The organism is Rudaea sp. (assembly GCF_047601565.1).
GTDB lineage: Bacteria > Pseudomonadota > Gammaproteobacteria > Xanthomonadales > Rhodanobacteraceae > Rudaea.
Map to the genome: position 1 here is coordinate 1,313,405 of NZ_JASGIY010000001.1, position 17,475 is coordinate 1,330,879.

At 68.7% G+C, this 17,475-nt stretch carries 15 protein-coding genes; 7 read left to right on the plus strand and 8 right to left on the minus strand.

All coding sequences use genetic code 11. From position 1 onward, the window contains the following. Positions 1-11: 11 nt before the first annotated feature. Positions 12-878 carry an NAD(P)-dependent oxidoreductase gene (locus tag QM741_RS05630; protein ID WP_415206748.1) on the plus strand — a complete coding sequence of 289 codons (867 nt, stop codon included), beginning with the start codon at positions 12-14 and terminating at the stop codon, positions 876-878. 144 nt (positions 879-1,022) lie between these two features. On the opposite strand, the gene QM741_RS05635 is transcribed toward QM741_RS05630, so the two are convergent. The 7 genes from QM741_RS05635 to QM741_RS05665 all read right to left on the minus strand — a co-directional run bounded on the left by QM741_RS05635 (position 1,023) and on the right by QM741_RS05665 (position 6,925). Continuing rightward, positions 1,023-2,243, minus strand: coding sequence for an acetylornithine transaminase (locus QM741_RS05635; protein WP_415206749.1), 1,221 nt, complete (start codon positions 2,241-2,243; stop codon positions 1,023-1,025). Between the two features lie 44 nt (positions 2,244-2,287). Beyond that, the gene (locus QM741_RS05640; protein ID WP_415206750.1) at positions 2,288-2,719 is read right to left on the minus strand and encodes a VOC family protein; all 432 of its coding nucleotides are present in this window, start codon (positions 2,717-2,719) and stop codon (positions 2,288-2,290) included. Positions 2,720-2,875: 156 nt separating this feature from the next. Beyond that, the gene (locus QM741_RS05645) at positions 2,876-3,694 is read right to left on the minus strand and encodes an SDR family oxidoreductase (RefSeq protein WP_415206751.1); all 819 of its coding nucleotides are present in this window, start codon (positions 3,692-3,694) and stop codon (positions 2,876-2,878) included. Positions 3,695-3,711: 17 nt separating this feature from the next. Continuing rightward, on the minus strand, positions 3,712-4,329 hold the full coding sequence (locus QM741_RS05650) for an LON peptidase substrate-binding domain-containing protein (protein WP_415206752.1): 618 nt from the start codon (positions 4,327-4,329) through the stop codon (positions 3,712-3,714). Between the two features lie 30 nt (positions 4,330-4,359). Further along, positions 4,360-5,721 (minus strand): UDP-N-acetylmuramate:L-alanyl-gamma-D-glutamyl-meso-diaminopimelate ligase, encoded by a 1,362-nt coding sequence (gene mpl, locus QM741_RS05655; RefSeq protein WP_415206753.1) that lies wholly within the window; start codon positions 5,719-5,721, stop codon positions 4,360-4,362. Next, complete coding sequence (locus QM741_RS05660; protein ID WP_415206754.1) at positions 5,721-6,245, minus strand: hypothetical protein; 525 nt, start codon at positions 6,243-6,245, stop codon at positions 5,721-5,723. Before QM741_RS05660 ends, mpl begins: the two co-directional genes overlap by 1 nt. A gap of 116 nt (positions 6,246-6,361) precedes the next feature. Next, positions 6,362-6,925: an adenylate kinase gene (locus QM741_RS05665; RefSeq protein ID WP_415206755.1), complete on the minus strand. Its 564-nt coding sequence runs from the start codon at positions 6,923-6,925 to the stop codon at positions 6,362-6,364. 107 nt (positions 6,926-7,032) lie between these two features. On the opposite strand from QM741_RS05665, the gene QM741_RS05670 reads away from it, so the two are divergent. From QM741_RS05670 to QM741_RS05680, 3 genes are read left to right on the plus strand one after another with little or no spacing between them, the layout of a single operon-like run. Then, positions 7,033-8,313: a 6-phosphofructokinase gene (locus tag QM741_RS05670; protein ID WP_415206756.1), complete on the plus strand. Its 1,281-nt coding sequence runs from the start codon at positions 7,033-7,035 to the stop codon at positions 8,311-8,313. 23 nt (positions 8,314-8,336) lie between these two features. Beyond that, positions 8,337-8,753, plus strand: a complete 417-nt coding sequence (arfB, locus tag QM741_RS05675) for an alternative ribosome rescue aminoacyl-tRNA hydrolase ArfB (RefSeq protein ID WP_415206757.1) — start codon at positions 8,337-8,339, stop codon at positions 8,751-8,753. Further along, entirely contained in the window at positions 8,750-9,355 is a 606-nt protein-coding gene (locus QM741_RS05680) for a lysophospholipid acyltransferase family protein (protein WP_415206758.1), read from the plus strand. The genes arfB and QM741_RS05680 overlap by 4 nt, the downstream gene beginning before the upstream one ends. Before the next feature lie 6 nt (positions 9,356-9,361). On the opposite strand, the gene QM741_RS05685 is transcribed toward QM741_RS05680, so the two are convergent. Then, complete coding sequence (locus QM741_RS05685; RefSeq protein ID WP_415206759.1) at positions 9,362-12,661, minus strand: SNF2-related protein; 3,300 nt, start codon at positions 12,659-12,661, stop codon at positions 9,362-9,364. A 241-nt stretch (positions 12,662-12,902) separates the two neighbouring features. Here QM741_RS05685 and QM741_RS05690 point away from each other — a divergent pair, with 241 nt between their 5' ends. The 3 genes from QM741_RS05690 (at position 12,903) to QM741_RS05700 (ending at position 17,467) form a co-directional block, all read left to right on the plus strand. Next, the gene (locus tag QM741_RS05690) at positions 12,903-14,153 is read left to right on the plus strand and encodes an efflux RND transporter periplasmic adaptor subunit (protein WP_415206760.1); all 1,251 of its coding nucleotides are present in this window, start codon (positions 12,903-12,905) and stop codon (positions 14,151-14,153) included. Between the two features lie 67 nt (positions 14,154-14,220). After that, on the plus strand, positions 14,221-14,976 hold the full coding sequence (locus tag QM741_RS05695; protein ID WP_415206761.1) for an ABC transporter ATP-binding protein: 756 nt from the start codon (positions 14,221-14,223) through the stop codon (positions 14,974-14,976). A gap of 37 nt (positions 14,977-15,013) precedes the next feature. Further along, positions 15,014-17,467: an ADOP family duplicated permease gene (locus QM741_RS05700; protein WP_415206762.1), complete on the plus strand. Its 2,454-nt coding sequence runs from the start codon at positions 15,014-15,016 to the stop codon at positions 17,465-17,467. The last annotated feature ends 8 nt before the right edge of the window (positions 17,468-17,475 follow it).

Sequence of the window (17,475 nt, forward strand, 5' to 3'; positions counted from 1 at the left end):
TCGAGAAGAACATGGCAGAAATCAAAGCAGGTTTTGTCGGCCTCGGCGCCATGGGTTGGGCGATGGCCGGACATTTGAAGCGCGTCGGCGTGCTGGCCGGCGTTGCCAATCGCAGCATCGTGAAGGCGCAGGCATTCGCGCAGGAGTACGGCGTGCTCGGCGCGTCCGATCCGGGCGAACTCGCCAGGCATTGCAACGTGATTGCGCTGTGCGTGTCGGCCGATGCCGACGTGCTCGACGTGACGCGCGCGATTGCCGCGCATGCGCAGCCGGGCACGATCGTCATCGATCATTCGACCGTGTCCTCGAAGACCGCGGTCGAGGCCCAGAAGATCATGCGCACAGCGGGCGGCGATTTCCTCGATGCGCCCGTCTCGGGCGGCGTCGAAGGCGCGAAAAACGGCAAGCTTTCGGTCATGGTCGGCGGCGACGAAGCCACGCTTGCGCGCGTCAAGCCGATGCTGGGCGCCTACGGCGCGCGCGTCACGCGCATGGGCGGCATCGGCGCGGGGCAGAACACCAAGGCGGTCAACCAGACCGTGATCGCGGGCATCATGCAGGGCATCGGCGAAGGCCTCGCGCTGGCCGAAGCGCTGGGACTCGATCCGGCGGTGCTACTGCCGACGCTGTCGGGCGGCGCGGCGCAGTCCTGGTATCTCGACAAGCGCGGCGCCTCGGCGATGCGCAACGAGTTCGACGTCGGCTTCAAGCTCGCGCTGATGCACAAGGACCTCGGCATCGCGCGCGATCTCGCGGCCTCGGCCGGCGTCGGCCACGAGGTGCTCGCCAAGTCGCTCGCGGACTACGCCGAACTGATGGCGCAGGGTCACGGCGACGAGGACGTTTCGGCAGTGATCCGGCTCAAGCGAACGAAATGATCGCTTCCCTTCTCCCCACGGGAGAAGGTGCCCGAAGGGCGGATGAGGGAAGGGCACAGCAACTTGCCAAGACATTTCAATTGCTGAATTGCTCTCCCCTCATCCGGCGCTTCGCGCCACCTTCTCCCGGTGGGAGAAGGGAAGCTAAGCGAGAAACGCGCGCAGCGCGAGCGCGAGCCGGGTCAATCCTTCGCTGACATCCCGATCGCCGATATTCAGCGCCGGCACGAAGCGCAGCACGTCGGGGCCGGCTTGCAGCAGCAGCAAACCTTCGCGCGCGGCGTGGTCGAGAATCGCGCCGGCCCTGCCCTTGTGCGCATCGGCGAGCACGGCGCCGAGCATCAGGCCGCGGCCGCGTATTTCGGCAAACAGGCTCAGCTCCGCATTGATCGATTGCAGGCCCGCGGTCAGCGCAGCCGACTGGCGTTCGACGTTCGCTGCGATTTCTTTCGATGCCAGCTTGCGCAGCGCGACGCGCGCGACCGCCGCGGCGAGCGGATTGCCGCCGAACGTGGTGCCGTGCGCGCCGAACTGCATCGCTTCGGCGACTTTCGGGCCGGCCAGCATCGCGCCGATCGGGAAGCCGCCGCCGAGCGCCTTCGCCAGCGTCACGATGTCGGGCTTGATGTCGTCGTGCCAGTGCGCGAACAACTGGCCGGTGCGGCCCATACCGCACTGGATCTCGTCGAGCACGAGCAGCGCATCGTGCTTGTCGCAGAGCGCGCGCAGGCTGCGCAGGAAGCCCGGTGCGGCCGGCATCACGCCGCCTTCGCCCTGGATCGGTTCGGCCATCACCGCAGCGACGTCGCCTTTCGCGAACTCGGCTTCGACTTGCGCCAGGTCGTTGAAATCGACGTAACGGAAACCACCGGGCAATGGCTCGTAGCCTTCCTGGTATTTCGGCTGCGCGGTCGCCGTGACCGCAGCGAGCGTGCGGCCGTGGAAGCTGCCGCGGAACGTGACGATGACGCGGCGCTCCGGCGGGCGCCCCTGCGCCGCCGCCCACTTGCGCACGAGCTTGATCGCCGCCTCGTTCGCCTCAGCGCCCGAGTTGCACAGGAACACGCGTTCGGCGAAGCGCGAGGCTTCGACCAGCTCCTGCGCGAGTCGCAGCGGCGGTTCGGAATAGAACACGTTACTCGTGTGCCAGAGCCTGTGCGCCTGTTCGGTCAGCGCGGCGACGAGGTCCGGGTCGCAATGGCCGAGTCCGCACACGGCGATGCCGGCGCCGAAGTCGACGTATTCCTTGCCGTCGCGATCCCAGACGCGCGAGCCTGCGCCGCGCTCGAGGATCGTCTCGCGTGGCTTGTAGATCGGCACGTAGTAGCGCTTGCCGGCGGCGAGCAGATCGGCGGTGGCGGGCATGCGAAACTCGAATGTCGTCGACGGGAACGGCGGGGTGCGCGAGGCTACCACGTACCGACATTTGGCATCGATGCCCACGGCTCCCGCGGCGGCAGCTGGCCGTCCTGCAGCAGTTCGATCGAGATCAGGTCGGGCGAGCGCACGAAGGCCATGTGGCCGTCGCGCGGCGGGCGGTTGATCGTCACACCCATCGCTTGCAGATGCGCGCAGGTGGCGTAGATGTCGTCGACGCGGAAGGCGAGATGGCCGAAGTTGCGCGCCGAGCCGTAGTCCTCGGTCTTGCCGTCGGCGGTGGGCCAGTTCCAGGTCAGCTCGATCTCGGCCTCGGGCGATTCCCTGGCGGCGAGGAAGACGAGGGTGAAGCGCCCCTTCTCGTTCTCCTTGCGCCGCGTTTCGACGAGACCGAGGCCTTCGCAGAAGAATTTGAGCGAGGCGTCGAGATCACGGACGCGGATCATCGTGTGCAGATATTTCATGGCGGGGCCTCTGCTTCCCTTCTCCCGCCGGGAGAAGGTGGCGCGGCAGCGCCGGATGAGGGAAGAGCATTGCAGATTTGCGCTGCATTTCCAATTTACAAAGCCTTTCCCTCATCCGCCCTTCGGGCATCTTCTCCCGAGGGGAGAAGGGAAGCTTTAGTCGAGGAACAGGTCGGGCAGGAGCGGCTTCGACGGATCGACCGCGTAGCCGGAGAAATCGGCAACGCCTGCCGCGCGCAGCACGTCGTCGTCGATGAAGAACCGGCCGGTCGCCTCGCGCACCGGGCGTGTGAGGATCGCATGCGCGGCATCGGCCATGATCGCGGGCTTGCGACCGTTGCCGGCGTCGACGCCGGGGATCATGTTGAGCGCGTCGGTCGCGATCAGCGTGCGCGGCCACAGCGCGTTGATCGCAACGCCCTTGTCGGCGAATTCGGCGGCCAAGCCGAGAGTGACGAAACTCATGCCCATCTTGGCCAGCGTGTAGCCGGTGTGCGGCGCCCACCATTTCGGATCGAGCGAGGGCGGCGGCGCGAGCGTGAGGATATGTGGATTCGTGGCCTTGAGCAGATGCGGCAGGCAGGCCTGCGCGCACAGGAACGTGCCGCGCGAATTGACCTGCGCCATCAGGTCGAAGCGCTTCATCGGCGTGTCGAGCGCGCCGCGCAGCCAGATCGCGCTGGCGTTGTTGACGAGGATGTCGATGCCGCCGAAGCGGACGACAGTGGCCTCGACCGCGGCATGTACTTCGTTCTCCTCGCGGATGTCGCACTTGATCGCCAGGCCCTTGCCGCCGGCCGCGTCGACCGCCGCCGCCGCACCGTGGATCGTGCCCGGAAGTTTCGGATTCGGCACGTCGGACTTCGCTGCGATGGCGACGTTGGCGCCGTCGCGCGCGGCGCGCAGCGCGATCGCCAGGCCGATGCCGCGTGATGCGCCGGTGATGAACAGAGTCTTGCCTTGCAGAGTGCTCATGCGTTCGTCTCTTCGTGTCAACCCGATTGGAATCGCGGCAGAGTGTGCATCAATTGCGCGAGTCTTTCGAGGGGATCGGTCGTCTGCAACAGCTTCTGTCGCTCGCGGTTGTCGAGCGGCAGCAATTCGGCGAGGCGGAAGCCGACCCAACCGGCGTCGTCGAACCGCTCGCGTGACGCTTTTGCGTGCACGCTGCCGGTCTTTTCGAGCAAGCGTTCGAGAATGGTCGCGAGCAGGTGGAATTCGACCGGCATCTCGACGCGCGCCTCGTCCGCCCACGTTTCGACCTCGCCGTGGGCAAGGCCGTTGTCGCGCACGCGCGAGCGGGCGAGGCGGAAGCGCTGCGTGCCTTGCGCGCGGATGCCGAGCAGGCCGTCGGGCGTGGTCGAGAAATCGACGATGCGGGCGAGCGTGCCGACCGCCGCGGGCGTCGCCGGCGCGCCGACTTCGGTGCCGTCGAGGATCAGGCAGACGCCGAACGGCGAGTCGTCGCGCGCGCAGTCGCGCACCATGTCGAGATAACGCGGCTCGAAGATGCGCAGCGCGATCTCGCCGCCCGGAAACAGCACGGCGTCGAGCGGGAACAGCGGGATGTCGATCGTCGGCATGGCAGGCACGTCGTTCTTTGCCGTCATTTCCGCATGTCTGCGGCTGGAATGAGGGACCTATTCTTTGCCCGTGAGTGCCGCGACGAATCGCCGCGGCGCGTTCTCGAAGCCGCCGTTGGACATGAAGACGACGTGATCGCCCGGCTGCGCCTGTTCGCGCAGCGCGGCGATCAGCGCATCGACCGTCGCCGCGGTGCGACCGCGGCCGCCGAGCGCGCGGGTGACTCTGTGCGCATCCCACGGCAGTTCGGCGCGCTGCAGGAACACGACCGCATCGGCGTCGGCGAGGCTGGGCGCGAGTTCGTCGGCGTGCGAGCCGAGGCGCATCGAGTTCGAGCGCGGCTCCGTGCCGACGAGGATGCGCGCGCCGCCGACTTTCGCGCGCAGGCCGGCAAGCGTGGTCGCGATCGCGGTCGGGTGGTGGGCGAAGTCGTCGTATACTTTTATACCATTCGCCGCGCCGATGAGTTCCAAGCGCCGCTTCGCGCTGCGGAAATCCGCAAGCGCGGCGATCGCCCCGGCGATATCCGCGCCGCCCGCATCCGCTGCCGCGAGCGCGGCGAGCGCGTTCGTCACGTTGTGCCGGCCGATCAGCGGCCAGCGCACAACGCCGAGTTCTTCGCCATCGCGCAGCACGGCGAACTCGCTGCCGTCGGCGGCGATCAGGCGCGCACGCCAATCGCCTTGGCCGATGCCGAACGTCGTGACCGGCGACCACGCGCCCATCGCCAGCACTTCGGCAAGGCGTCCGTCCTCGGCGTTGACGATCAGGCGCCCGTTGCCCGGCACCGTGCGCACGAGATGATGGAACTGGCGCTCGATCGCGGCCACGTCGGGGAAGATGTCGGCGTGGTCGAACTCGAGGTTGTTGAGGATCGCGATCTGTGCGTGGTAATGGACGAACTTCGAGCGCTTGTCGAAGAAGGCCGTGTCGTATTCGTCGGCTTCGATGACGAAATCCGCGCCCACGCCGAGTCTTGCCGACACGCCGAAATTCTCCGGTACGCCGCCGACGAGAAAGCCCGGCGCGCGGCCGCTGGCGTCGAGGATCCACGCGAGCATCGCCGTCGTCGTCGTCTTGCCGTGCGTGCCGGCGACGGCGAACACGCGGCGTGCGCGCAGCAGGTTGTCGCCGATCCACTGCGGGCCGGAGACATAGGGCAGGCGCGCGTTCAACAGGTATTCCACGGCCGGATTGCCGCGCGACAGCGCGTTGCCGACGATGACGAGGTCGGGATGCGGCTGCAGATGCTCCGCGCGATAACCCTGTTTGAGCGCGATGCCGAGCGCGGCGAGCTGGTCGCTCATCGGCGGATAGATGTTCGCGTCCGAGCCTTCCACCTCGTGCCCGAGTTCGCGCGCGAGCGCGGCGACGCCGCCCATGAACGTGCCCGCGATGCCGAGAATGTGTATCCGCATCATCCGGCGCCGGACAGGCTGGCCAGCGCGAACGCCGCCACGATCCACATCAGCGCCACGGCCACGCCGCCGCCGAACGAGATGTCGAAGCTGTGGCGGAACACGTGCGCGTCGACGGCGACCTTCCATACCAGAAGCGGCAGCGAGACCAGGCCGGCGAGAATCTGCGCGCCGGTCATCTGTTCGGGCGTTTGCGGCGGCTCGCCGACGAGCAGCGCGATCGGAATGCCGATCGCGTTGAACGCGGCATTGCAGCCGAGGAATGCCGTCGCCGCCTGCACGAAACGGTTGCCCTTGTCGCGCAGCGTCAGCAGCAGGCGCAGCAGGCCGAGCGTGAATGCGAGCCACAGCGCCGCCGAAAGCAGCACCGCGCCCGCGCCGAGATCGCGCAGCCACGCGACCGGCAATTGCACGGCCACGCCGATCGCGGCGACGGTGGCGAGCAGTTGCGTCGAATACGGCAAATCCTGCGGGCCGCGGCGCAGACGCAGGATGTCGCGGAAGGTTTCTACGACGGGGGACATTCGACGATACGGGCGGGTCGAGGCGTGGCTCGCCAGTGTATCAGTTCGCCGCGCGCGTCATTTCGCGAGCAAGACAGGCGACAGGCCGCCGCATCGCGGCGGAAGTCGTCTCGATTTCAACGCGGCAACACCGCCAGAATCCGCTGGAACACTTCCTGCACTTCGCCGACGCCGTCGACGGTCTTGAGCTTGCCGATCTGGCCGAAGTGATCGGCGACCGGCGCGGTTTGCGCGCGATAGACCTCCAGGCGCTTGCGCACCACGGCGGGATCGTCGTCGGCGCGGTGTTCGGCGGCGAAGCGGATCTCGCAGCGCGCGAGGATGGCGCTGTCGGGCACGTCGAGCTTGATCGCCACGTCGAGCGGCTGGCCGATGCGCGCGAGCAGGTCTTCGAGCGCGGCGCACTGGGCGAGGTTGCGCGGATAGCCGTCGAGGATGAAGCCGTTCTTCGCATCGGATTGGCCGATGCGCTCTTCGAGCATGCCGAGCACGATGTCGTCGGAGACGAGGTGGCCCGCGTCCATCACCGCCTTGGCCTTGAGGCCGAGCGGCGTGCCGGCCTTGACCGCCGCGCGCAGCAGGTCGCCGGTCGAAATATGCGCGATGCCGAGTTCGGTCTTGAGCAGGGTCGCCTGGGTGCCCTTGCCCGATCCGTTCGGGCCGAAGAAAACGATGCGCATATCTGACCTTCCGCCGCGATGGTGGTGGATGCAATACAAACCGTGTCAGGCTAACCTAGCGGCAGTGCGGCATCCAGTCAATGAAACCTTCGTCGGTCGAGGACCCTATGAGCAATAAGTCGGGCAAGGGCGCGCTGTTCTACGCGCAGTCGGGCGGCGTGACCGCGGTGATCAACGCCAGCGCCTGCGGCGTCATCGAAACCTGTCGCAGACACGGCATCCAGGTCTATGCCGGCCGCAACGGCATCCTCGGCGCGCTGCGCGAGGAGTTGATCGACGTGTCGAAGGAAGACCGCGCCGCGATTGCGGCATTGCGCCACACGCCGGGCGGCGCGTTCGGCTCGTGCCGGTTCAAGCTCAAGTCGATCGAAGCCGACCGCGCGCGCTACGAGCGCCTGATCGAGGTCTGCCGCGCGCACGACATCCGCTACTTCCTCTACAACGGCGGCAACGATTCGGCCGACACCTCGCTGAAGATTTCCAAGCTCAGCGCCGAACTCGGCTACGACCTGAAAGTCGTCGGCGTGCCGAAGACGGTCGACAACGACCTGCCGGCGACGGACTCGTGCCCCGGTTTCGGCTCGGTCGCGAAATACACGGCCGTGTCGATCGCCGAGGCCAGCCTCGACGTCGAGTCGATGAGCGAGTCGTCGACCAAGGTGTTCGTGATGGAAGTGATGGGCCGCCATGCGGGTTGGATCGCCGCCGCGGCGGGCCTCGCCGCGGAGGGCAAGGATGCGCCGCCGCACGTGATCCTGTTTCCCGAGGTGCCGTTCGAGCAGGACCAATTCCTCGCGCGCGTGAAAGAGGTCGTCGCGAAAGTCGGCTATTGCTCGGTCATCGTTTCCGAAGGCGTGAAGACGCCGGACGGCAAATTCCTCACCGACTCGGGCGTGGTCGACGCGTTCGGCCACGCGCAGCTCGGCGGCGGCGCGGCGCCGATCGTCGCGGGCCTGGTCAAGGACAAGCTCGGCTACAAGATCCATTGGGCGGTGCCGGACTACCTGCAGCGCTCCGCGCGGCACATCGCTTCCAAGGTTGATCTCGACCAAGCCTATGCGGTCGGCAAGGCCGCGGTCGAATACGCGCTGGCCGGCAAGAACGCGGTGATGCCGGTGATCAAGCGCGTATCGTCGAAGCCGTTCAAATGGAAGATCGAAGCCGCGCCGATCACGAAGATCGCGAACATCGAGAAAAAACTGCCGGCGAATTTCATCACGAAGGACGGCTTCCACATCACCGCCGCCGCGCGCACCTACTTCGAGCCGCTGATCCGCGGCGAGGCGGCGCCGCCCTACGATGCGACGACGGGTCTGCCGAAATACGTGCGCCTGAAGCGCGTGCTGCTGAAAAAGAAGCTGCCGAAGTACGAGATTGCGGACAAATGACGAGCATGGGGAGCTAATCCGTTGTGATTCTTGTTCCACCCATCCCCGACAACGAATTGACCGAAACCTTCGTGCGCGCCTCGGGGCCGGGCGGGCAGAACGTCAACAAGGTCGCCTCGGCGGTCGAGCTGCGTTTCGACGTGAAGAATTCGCCGTCGTTGTCCGAAGCCTTGCGCGCGCGCGTGTTGGCGAGGCGCGATCGGCGCCTGACCGCCGACGGCGTGCTCGTGATCCAGGCCAATCGTTTCCGCGACCAGGCGAAGAACCGCGAAGACGCGCGCGTACGCCTCGCCGAAATCCTGCAGGCCGCCGCCTACGTGCCGAAGAAGCGCGTCGCCACGAAGCCGACGCGCGCCTCCAAGCAGCGCCGCCTCGACGCCAAGCGCCAACGCGGCGCGCACAAGCAGCAGCGGTCGAAACGCAACTGGAGCGACGATTGAACGACGCGGCGAGCGAAACCGTTTTCCCGCCGGTGCCGTCGCAGGCGCCGCAGTTTCCACCGTCGTTCTTCGGCTGGCTGTGCCGCGCGTTCCTGCGCCTGACCGGCTGGCGCGTCGCCGGCACGCTGCCCGACGTGCCCAAGCTCGTGATCATCGGCGCGCCGCATTCCTCGAACTGGGACGCCGTCTGGGCGCTCGCGTTCAAGGTCGCGCTGCGCCTGGACGTCCGCTTCATCATCAAGAACGACTATACGCGCGGCGCGCTCGGCCCGGTCGTGCGCGACCTCGGCGGCATCGGCATAGACCGCAAGGCGGCGCACGACGTGGTGTCGCAGATGCGCCAGCAGTTCGCCAGGCGCGACAGGCTCTGGCTCGGCATCACGCCCGAGGGCACGCGCAAGAAAGTGAAAAAGTGGAAAAGTGGATTCTGGCACATCGCGCGCGCGGCGAACGTGCCGGTGCTGCTGCTGTATTTCCATTATCCCGAGAAGACGATCGGCCTCGGGCCGCTGATCGAACTGAGCGACGACCTCGACGCCGACACGGCGCGCATCCGCGAATACTACATGCCGTTCGTGGGCCGCAATCGCGGCACCGTCTGACGGCGGCTAGACCGGCGCGAACAACTCCGCGAGGTCGGCCTCGTCGAAACGCAGGTTCTGCGCGTCGCCGCCCTCGAGCACGGCGCGTGCGAGTTCGGCCTTGCGCTGCTGCAGCGCCTGGATTTTTTCCTCGACCGTACCCGCACAGATCAGCTTGTAGACGAACACCGGCTTGTCCTGGCCGATGCGATGGGCGCGGTCGGTGGCCTGGTTCTCCACGGCCGGGTTCCACCACGGATCGTAGTGGATCACCGTATCGGCGGCCGTCAGGTTGAGGCCGACGCCGCCGGCCTTGAGGCTGATCAGGAACAGCGGCACGTCGCCGGACTGGAAGCGCTTGACCAGCGCCGCGCGCTGCGTGCCGGGCGTCTGCCCGGTCAGGGTCAGATGCCCGATCGCGCGTTTCGCCAGCGCGGTTTCGATCAGCGCGAGCATTTCGGTGAACTGGCTGAACAGCAGGATGCGGCGGCCTTCGTCGACGAGGCCGTCGAGGAGTTCGAGCAGCAGGTCGAGCTTGGCGGACGCCTTGACCCCGCGCGCCGCGTCGAGCTTGACCAGGCGCGGATCGCAGCAGGCCTGGCGCAGCTTGAGCAGCGCGTCGAGCACGACGATGCCGCTCTGCGCGAGGCCGCGTTTCTTCACCTCGGCGAGCACGCGCTCGTGCTGCGCCAGGCGCAGGGTTTCGTAAAGCTCGCGCTGGTCGCCTTCGAGTTCGATCGCGCGCGCGATTTCGGTCTTCGGCGGCAGGTCGGCGAGCACGTCCTGCTTGCGCCGGCGCAACAGCAGCGGCGCGATGCGGCGCTGCAGGCGCTCGCGCCGTTCGGCGTCGGCGTGTTTTTCGATCGGCGTGCGGAAGAAGCGCGTGAAATTTTTCTCGCTGCCGAGCAGGCCCGGTTCGACCGCGTCGAACTGGGCCCACAGTTCGCCAAGATGATTCTCCAGCGGCGTGCCGCTCATCGCCAGGCGCCGCCGCGCGCGCAGCTCGCGGACGATCCGTGCCCACTGCGTCCTTGCGTTCTTGATCGCCTGCGCCTCGTCGAGCACGAGCAGCGAGTATTCGTGCGCGAGGAGCCGTTCGCGATCGCGCACGAGCAGGGGATAGGTCGTGATCACGAGATCGTGCCGCGCAATTTCGTCATGCAGGCCCGCGCGCGCCGGGCCGTGCAGCACGAGTGCGGACAGCGCCGGCGCGAAGCGCGCCGCTTCGTCGCGCCAGTTGGCGACGAGGCTGGTCGGCGCGAGGATCAGCGCCGGTTTCTCAAGCCTTCCGCGCTGTTTTTCGGCGAGCAGATGGGCGAGCACCTGCACGGTTTTGCCCAGGCCCATGTCGTCGGCGAGCACGCCGCCGAGGCCCGCGTCGGCGAGAAAGCCGAGCCAGGCGAGGCCATCGCGCTGGTAGGCGCGCAAGGTCGCGCCGAATCCGGGCGGTTCGCGCGCCGGTTCGCGCGCGCCGGTGAGCTGCCCGATCAGGCCGCGCAGCGCCTCGCCGCCTCGCCACGGCACGGCGAGTTCGTCGAGCACGCCGGCCTGCGCGCGGCGCAGGCGCAAGGTTCCTTCGCCGCCGGTCGGCCCCTGCAGCCATTCGAGCAACGGCGCGATCAACTGGCGCAGGCGCACCAGTGGCAGCGTGGCGCGGCGGCGCTCGTCGAGCGGCACCAGCCAGGTCGCGTTCGGCGCTTCGCCCTTGCGCGCGGCGAGCGGAAACGCCGGGTCCGCGAGCAGGCGGCGCAGGATCGGCAGCAGGTCCACGCGTTCGCCGCCGATGTCTATCCCCAGGCGCAGGTCGAACCACGGGTTGCCCGGTTCGTCGTCGTCAACTTCGACGATCCACTCGGCGGCGCCGTCGATCCACTCGAACGGGAAGCCGTCCGCCGACTCGAGCCGGAAACCGAGGTCGCGCAAACGCTGCGCGAGCGCGAACGCCTGCTCGCTCGCGGCGAGCTGGTTGCGCCGCGTCTCGATCACGAAATCGCCGTCGCCGAGCGCGTCCCTCGGCAGACCGGCAACGTGACGCAGCAGCTCGGCATCGACGAAGCCGAGATTTTCCAACCGCTCGCAGGCGGCGAGCTCGGCCGCGCGATCGCGCACGACTTCGAACAGGCGGCCTTCGTGCATGCGCCGTTCGCGCGTTTGCATCGGCGCGAACGACAGGCGCGGGCCGGCGTAATCGAACGACAGGCGCAGCACGCCGGCGTCGTAATGCCCGAACGGCCCGCGAATCGGCACTCTGCGCAGCGTCGCCACCGGCGTGGGCGCTGCGCGGTGTTCCTGCGCGGCGGGCGGCTGCGCCGGCAGCGGCAGGTCGGCGAGGCGCGGCGTCGCCGGCCAGCGCTCGCGCAGCGCCGCCGCCTGCTCGGGGAAAAGCACGGGCGCGCGCAGGGCCGCTTCGGCGAGGGCGACGTCGCCTTCGACGCGGCTCAGCGCGTGCGCATCGCCGTCCCAGCACCACAGGCCGTGCATGCGCACGAGCCGCGCCGCCGGCGCGCCGGCGAGGCGCGGCTGCAATTTCTGGCTGCCGTCCGCCAGCGTCTGCCATTGCCATTGCAGGCGCTGCGAAGGGCCGATGCGGATCGCCGCGCCGCTGGTCTTGTCCATGAAGCAGGGATGCTGCGCGATCAGAGTTTCGAGCAGCGCTTCGTCGTCCGCGCTGACCGGCACGGCCATGCCGTTGAAATCCACGCGCATGCGCAGGCGCGCGACCTGCTCGAACTGCGCGGCGCTCAGGCCGCGCCAGGGGTCGTCCGGTCCGTAGTGATGGCTGCCGATCATCTGCGGCGAGACGTAGCCGCCGCGTTTGCCGCGCCGCAGCCAGACAGGCTGCGCTTGCACGCGCGGCAGCACGCCTTCGCCCAGGCGCAGCAGCACGCCGAAGACGCGATCTTCCGGCCGCGCCGCCGTGACCGGCGCGGCCTGCGTTTGCGCCAGCGTTTGCAGCCAGGGCGTCCACGCGCCGAGGTCCGGCGGTCGCGGTTCAGCCGGCACGATCGGTTGCGCACCGCGAATGCCGAGCAGTTTCAGCGCGATCGCGGCGACGTGCTTGCAGTCGCCGCCGAGCGGGCAGGTGCAATGCGTGTCGATGTCCGCATCGGCGAGGATGCCCTCGATCTGTATTCCGGCCGTGTACGGACGCGGCTCGCTGCCCTGCACCTCGCCTTTGAGGCGGCCCGACTCCGGCCCCATGTCGCCATAGCGCAGGCTGCGCACGAGGCCGCGGCGCAGGTAATCCGCGCCCTTGGCCTGAGTGCGCGCGTCGAGCGCGTCGTCGATCAGGTCCGACAGCAGTTCGCGGAACTCGATCTCGTCCATTCGGGCGGATTGTCTGCGGGCAAAACGGAAAGTCTGACGTCGGACCGTGGCGGCGTCCAGTCGCAGACGCGATCGGTGCGGTCCCGTTGAATTCTCAACCGTTCGCCTTCGCCCGCGTCCGTTCGCGTCCGTCGGCGTTCACCGCGCCGTCCGTTTTCGGACAGTGCGCGCACCGATAGCGCGAAAAAAGCCGTTTTGGCGCACCTGCAACGCTTGGCACGGGCCGTGCTGAGACTCGTGCATGGATATCGCCCGCCCCGAACTCAAGGCACGCAAGCGCCGCCGCCGGATCGTCATCGCTGCCGTCACGGTCGCCCTGCTCGCGGCCGCCGGCATCGGCCTCGCCAGGCTCGGCCCGGCGCTGCCCTCGGTCGAACGCGGCAGCGTGCTCGTCGACGTCGTCAAGCGCGGCGAACTGTTGCGCGAAGTGCGCGGGCCCGGCACGCTCGTGCCCAAGGAGATCCGCTGGATCGCCGCCGAGACCGCCGCGCACGTCGAGCGCATCGTGGTCAAACCCGGCGCGGCGGTGCGGCCCGACACGGTCATCCTCGAACTCGCCAACCCCGAGGTCGACGATCAACTGCTGGCGGCGAAGACCGCCGTCACCGCCGCACAGTCCGACCTCGCCGCCAAGCGCACCGATCTGGATTCGCGCCTGCTCGACGAGCAGTCCGCGTATGCGGCGGCAAAGACCGATTTCGAGAATACGCGCATGCAGGCCGAGGCCGAGAAGATCGTCGCTGAGAAGGGCATCATCCCCGCGGTGCAGTACAAGAAAAGCCTGGTCACGCTCGAACAGCTCAAGAACCGCGTTTCGATCGAGGAGCAGCGCGTCGAGGAGTTCAAGCGCAACATCGCAGCCCAGCTCGCCGCCGAGCGCGCGCGCCTCGACCAGCTCGTCGCCACGCGCGAGTTGCGCCAGCGCCAGGCCGACGCGCTGCACGTGCGCGCCGGCATCGAAGGCATCCTGCAACAGGTGCCGGTCGAAGAAGGCCAGCAGGTCGCCGCCGGCGCCAACCTCGCGCGCGTGGCCAAGCCCGGCGAACTGATGGCCGAACTGCGCATCGCCGAGACGCAGGCCAAGGACGTCGCGCTCGGCCAGCCGGTCAAGGTGGACACGCGCAACGGTCTCGTCGACGGCAAGGTGCTGCGCGTCGATCCGGCTGTGCAGAACGGCTCCGTGCAGGTCGACGTCGAACTCGTCGGTGCGCTGCCGGCCGGCGCGCGGCCCGATCTTTCCGTGGACGGCACGATCGAAATCGAACGCCTGCCCGACGTGCTCCACGTCGGCCGCCCCGCGTTCGGCCAGCCCGATTCCGAGGTGCGCCTGTTCCGCGTCGGCGACGATGGCGTCGCCGTGCGCGTACCGGTGCGGCTCGGCAAAAGCTCGGTCAACCGGATCGAAATCGTGCAGGGCCTCGCCGTGGGCGACCGCGTGGTGCTGTCCGACACCAGCGCCTACGATCAGTACGACCGCATCCGCCTCAAGTGACGCAACACCGACGCGATTTCCCGCATCCAAACCCGACAAGCCACGCCGCAGCAGGAACCCCAAGCCCATGACCACCGCCAACAACGCGCTGATCCATCTCGACGCGATCAAGAAAGTGTTCCTCACCGACGAGGTGGAGACCCACGCGCTCGCCGACGTGCACTTCGACATCGCGCAGGGAGAATACGTGTCGATCACCGGCCCGTCCGGCTGCGGAAAGTCGACGCTGCTGGCGATCCTCGGTCTGCTCGACACGCCCAGCGGCGGCGCCTATCGCCTCAACGGCCGCGAGGTCGCCGACATCGGCGCGAGCGAACGCGCGCACATCCGCAACAAGGAAATCGGCTTCGTCTTCCAGGCGTTCAACCTGATCGGCGACCTCAGCGTGTTCGAGAACGTCGAGTTGCCGCTGACCTACCGCGACGGCGTAGCCAAGGCCGAACGCCGCGACCGCGCCGTGCATGCGCTCGAACGCGTCGGCATGGCGCATCGCGTGAAGCATTATCCGGCGCAGCTTTCCGGCGGCCAGCAGCAGCGCGTCGCGGTCGCGCGCGCGCTGGTCGGCCAGCCCTCGATCCTGCTCGCCGACGAGCCGACCGGCAACCTCGACTCGAAGAACGGCGAGGCGGTCATGCGGCTCCTCGACGAACTGCACAAAGCCGGCTCGACCATCTGCATGGTCACGCACGATCCGCGCTACGCCGATTTCGCCGACCGCAAGATCTTCATGTTCGACGGCCGCATCGTCGACGAGGAAACGATGCACCGGCTGCGCCACGAGGAAGACCAGCGCCTCACGCGCCCGGCGCGCAGCCTCGCCTGATCCTTCGCACCGTCTTTCGCTTCGAGGAGGTCCGCCGATGTTCGCCACGCTGCTCCAGGACGTCCGCTACGCCGCGCGCACGCTCATCGCAAAACCCGGCTTCGCCGCCGCGGCGCTGGTCACGCTCGCGCTCGCGATCGGCGCCAACACGCTCGTGTTCAGCCTCGTCGATGCGCTCTACCTCGCGCCGCTGCCGTACCAGGACGACGCGCGGCTCGTCGACGTCGAGAACGCCTATCCGCGCATGGGCCTCGCCGCGACCGGCGCGTCGATCCCGGACTATCTCGACCGCCGCAGCGAAGTGCCCGCGCTCGCCGACAGCGCCTTGTACACGGGCGACAACTACAACCTCGCGCTCGCCGACGCGCCCGAGCGCGTGCATGGCGTGCGCGCGACGCCGTCGCTGTTCACGACGCTCGGCGTCGGCTCCGCGCTCGGGCGCACGTTCAACGACGACGAGGCGCGGCCCGGCGCAGACAAGGTCGTGGTGCTGTCGGACGCGATCTGGCGCAACCGCTTCGGCGCCGATCCCGCGGCAATCGGCCGCGACCTGCACGCCAACGGCGAAACCTACCGCATCGTCGGCGTCATGCCGCGCGGCTTCATGTTCCCGGACCGCGAGACGCAGCTCTATTTCCCGTTCGCGTTCACGCCGGAGCAGAAGGCCGACACGCAGCGCGGCTTCGAATTCTCCACGGCCATCGGCCGCCTCGCGCCGGGCGCGACGCTGGCCGACGTCAGGACGCAGAGCGACCTCGTCATCCGCCGCAACATCGAGCGCCTCGGCAACGTCGGCGGGGATGGTGCGCGCTTCGCGCAGTTCGTGCGCGACGCCGGCTTCACCGTCCACGTGCAGCCGCTGCGCACGCTGCTCGCCGGCGAGCGCGCGCAGATGCTGCTGCTGTTGCAGCTCGCGGTCGGCTTGGTGCTGCTGGTCGCCTGCGCGAACATCGCCAACCTGCTGCTGACGCGCCTCTCGGCGCGGCAGAAGGAACTGTCCGTGCGCGTTGCGCTCGGCGCCGGGCGCGCGCGCATCGCGCGGCAACTGCTGGTCGAAGCCGCGCTGCTTTCCGGCATCGGCGCCGCGCTCGGCGTCGCGCTCGCGCTGCTCGGCCAACGCATCGTCGCCGCGTCCGGGTTGTTGCCGGACTGGGCCGCGCCGATGCTCGACGCGCGCGTGCTCGGCTTCACCGGCGCGCTGGCGATCGCCGCCGCGCTGCTGTTCGGCCTCGCGCCGGCGCTGTCGGCGGCGACGGCCTCGCCGCAGCGCGTGCTGCGCGAAGCGGGCCGCAGCGGCGTGAGTCGCGGCGCGCTCGCCTTGCGCGACGGCCTCGTCGTCGTCCAACTCGCACTCGCCGTCGCCTTGCTCGCCAGCGCGGGCCTGCTCGTGCGCAGCTTCGCCAACGTCGCCGCGCAGAGCCCCGGCTTCGACAGCAGCGGCGTGCTCAGCGCCGCGCTGACCCTGCCGAAAACGAAATACGCCGACGCCGACGCGCGCGCGAAGGCGGCGGCTCGCCTGCTCGAGGCCGCGCGCGGGCTGCCCGGCGTCAGCGCCGCCGGCCTGGTCGACGTGCGCCCGCTGTCCGACGCGATCAACGGCACGAGCTACGCGATCTCCGGCCAGGCGTCGAACGGCGCACGCCCGCACGCATTCGTGCGCAGCGTCGACGAGGACTACTTCAAGGCGCTGGACATTCCGCTGCGTCAGGGGCGCACGTTCGAGCGCAGCGACTGGAATAGCGCCAACAAGGTTACCGTCATCGACGAGCTGTTCGCGCGCAAGCGTTTCCCGAACGGCGATGCGGTCGGCCAGCAGATCGAAATCGAGCACCCCGAAACCGGCAAGGCGCAATACACGATCGTCGGCGTGGTCGGCACGATCAAGAACGGCGACCTCGGCGAGGACGTCACGCAGGAAACCTTCTACCTCGACTACGGCCAGTCGCCCTCGTCCAGCCTCGTGCTGCTGCTGCGCGCGAACGGCAGCCCGGCCGCGCTCGCGCAGCCGCTGCGCGCGGCGATCCGCAGCATCGACCCCGAGCAGCCGCTGTTCGACGTGATGACGCTCGACGCGCGCGTCGAGCAGTCGCTGACCGGCCGCCGCGTGCCGATGCAGTTGATCGGCGCGTTCGCCACGCTCGCGCTGCTGCTCGCCGCGGTCGGCATCTACGGCGTGCTCGCGTTCGCCGTCGCGCAACGCAGCGGCGAGTTCGGCGTGCGCATGGCGGTCGGCGCCGACGCCGCGCGCATCCGCCGCCTCGTGCTCGGCGGCGGCGCGAAGCTGATCGCGCTCGGCCTCGCGCTCGGCGTTGCCGGCGCGGTCGCACTCGGCTTTTTGTTGCGCAGCCAGTTGTTCGGCGTCGGCAGCGTCGATCCGCCGAGCCTCGCCGCCGTCGCGCTCGTGCTCGCCGCGACCGCGTTCGCCGCATGCTGGCTGCCGGCGCGCCGCGCGTCGCGCGTCGCGCCGCTCGAAGCGCTGCGTTACGAATAGGAGGCACC

What these genes read in the sequence shown, in the direction of transcription:
- QM741_RS05630 (WP_415206748.1), top strand. Translation starts at nt 12, where the DNA reads ATGGCAGAAATCAAAGCAGGTTTTGTCGGCCTCGGCGCCATGGGTTGG.
- QM741_RS05635 (WP_415206749.1), bottom strand. Translation starts at nt 2,243, where the DNA reads ATGCCCGCCACCGCCGATCTGCTCGCCGCCGGCAAGCGCTACTACGTG.
- QM741_RS05640 (WP_415206750.1), bottom strand. Translation starts at nt 2,719, where the DNA reads ATGAAATATCTGCACACGATGATCCGCGTCCGTGATCTCGACGCCTCG.
- QM741_RS05645 (WP_415206751.1), bottom strand. Translation starts at nt 3,694, where the DNA reads ATGAGCACTCTGCAAGGCAAGACTCTGTTCATCACCGGCGCATCACGC.
- QM741_RS05650 (WP_415206752.1), bottom strand. Translation starts at nt 4,329, where the DNA reads ATGACGGCAAAGAACGACGTGCCTGCCATGCCGACGATCGACATCCCG.
- mpl (WP_415206753.1), bottom strand. Translation starts at nt 5,721, where the DNA reads ATGCGGATACACATTCTCGGCATCGCGGGCACGTTCATGGGCGGCGTC.
- QM741_RS05660 (WP_415206754.1), bottom strand. Translation starts at nt 6,245, where the DNA reads ATGTCCCCCGTCGTAGAAACCTTCCGCGACATCCTGCGTCTGCGCCGC.
- QM741_RS05665 (WP_415206755.1), bottom strand. Translation starts at nt 6,925, where the DNA reads ATGCGCATCGTTTTCTTCGGCCCGAACGGATCGGGCAAGGGCACCCAG.
- QM741_RS05670 (WP_415206756.1), top strand. Translation starts at nt 7,033, where the DNA reads ATGAGCAATAAGTCGGGCAAGGGCGCGCTGTTCTACGCGCAGTCGGGC.
- QM741_RS05685 (WP_415206759.1), bottom strand. Translation starts at nt 12,661, where the DNA reads ATGGACGAGATCGAGTTCCGCGAACTGCTGTCGGACCTGATCGACGAC.
- QM741_RS05690 (WP_415206760.1), top strand. Translation starts at nt 12,903, where the DNA reads ATGGATATCGCCCGCCCCGAACTCAAGGCACGCAAGCGCCGCCGCCGG.
- QM741_RS05695 (WP_415206761.1), top strand. Translation starts at nt 14,221, where the DNA reads ATGACCACCGCCAACAACGCGCTGATCCATCTCGACGCGATCAAGAAA.
- QM741_RS05700 (WP_415206762.1), top strand. Translation starts at nt 15,014, where the DNA reads ATGTTCGCCACGCTGCTCCAGGACGTCCGCTACGCCGCGCGCACGCTC.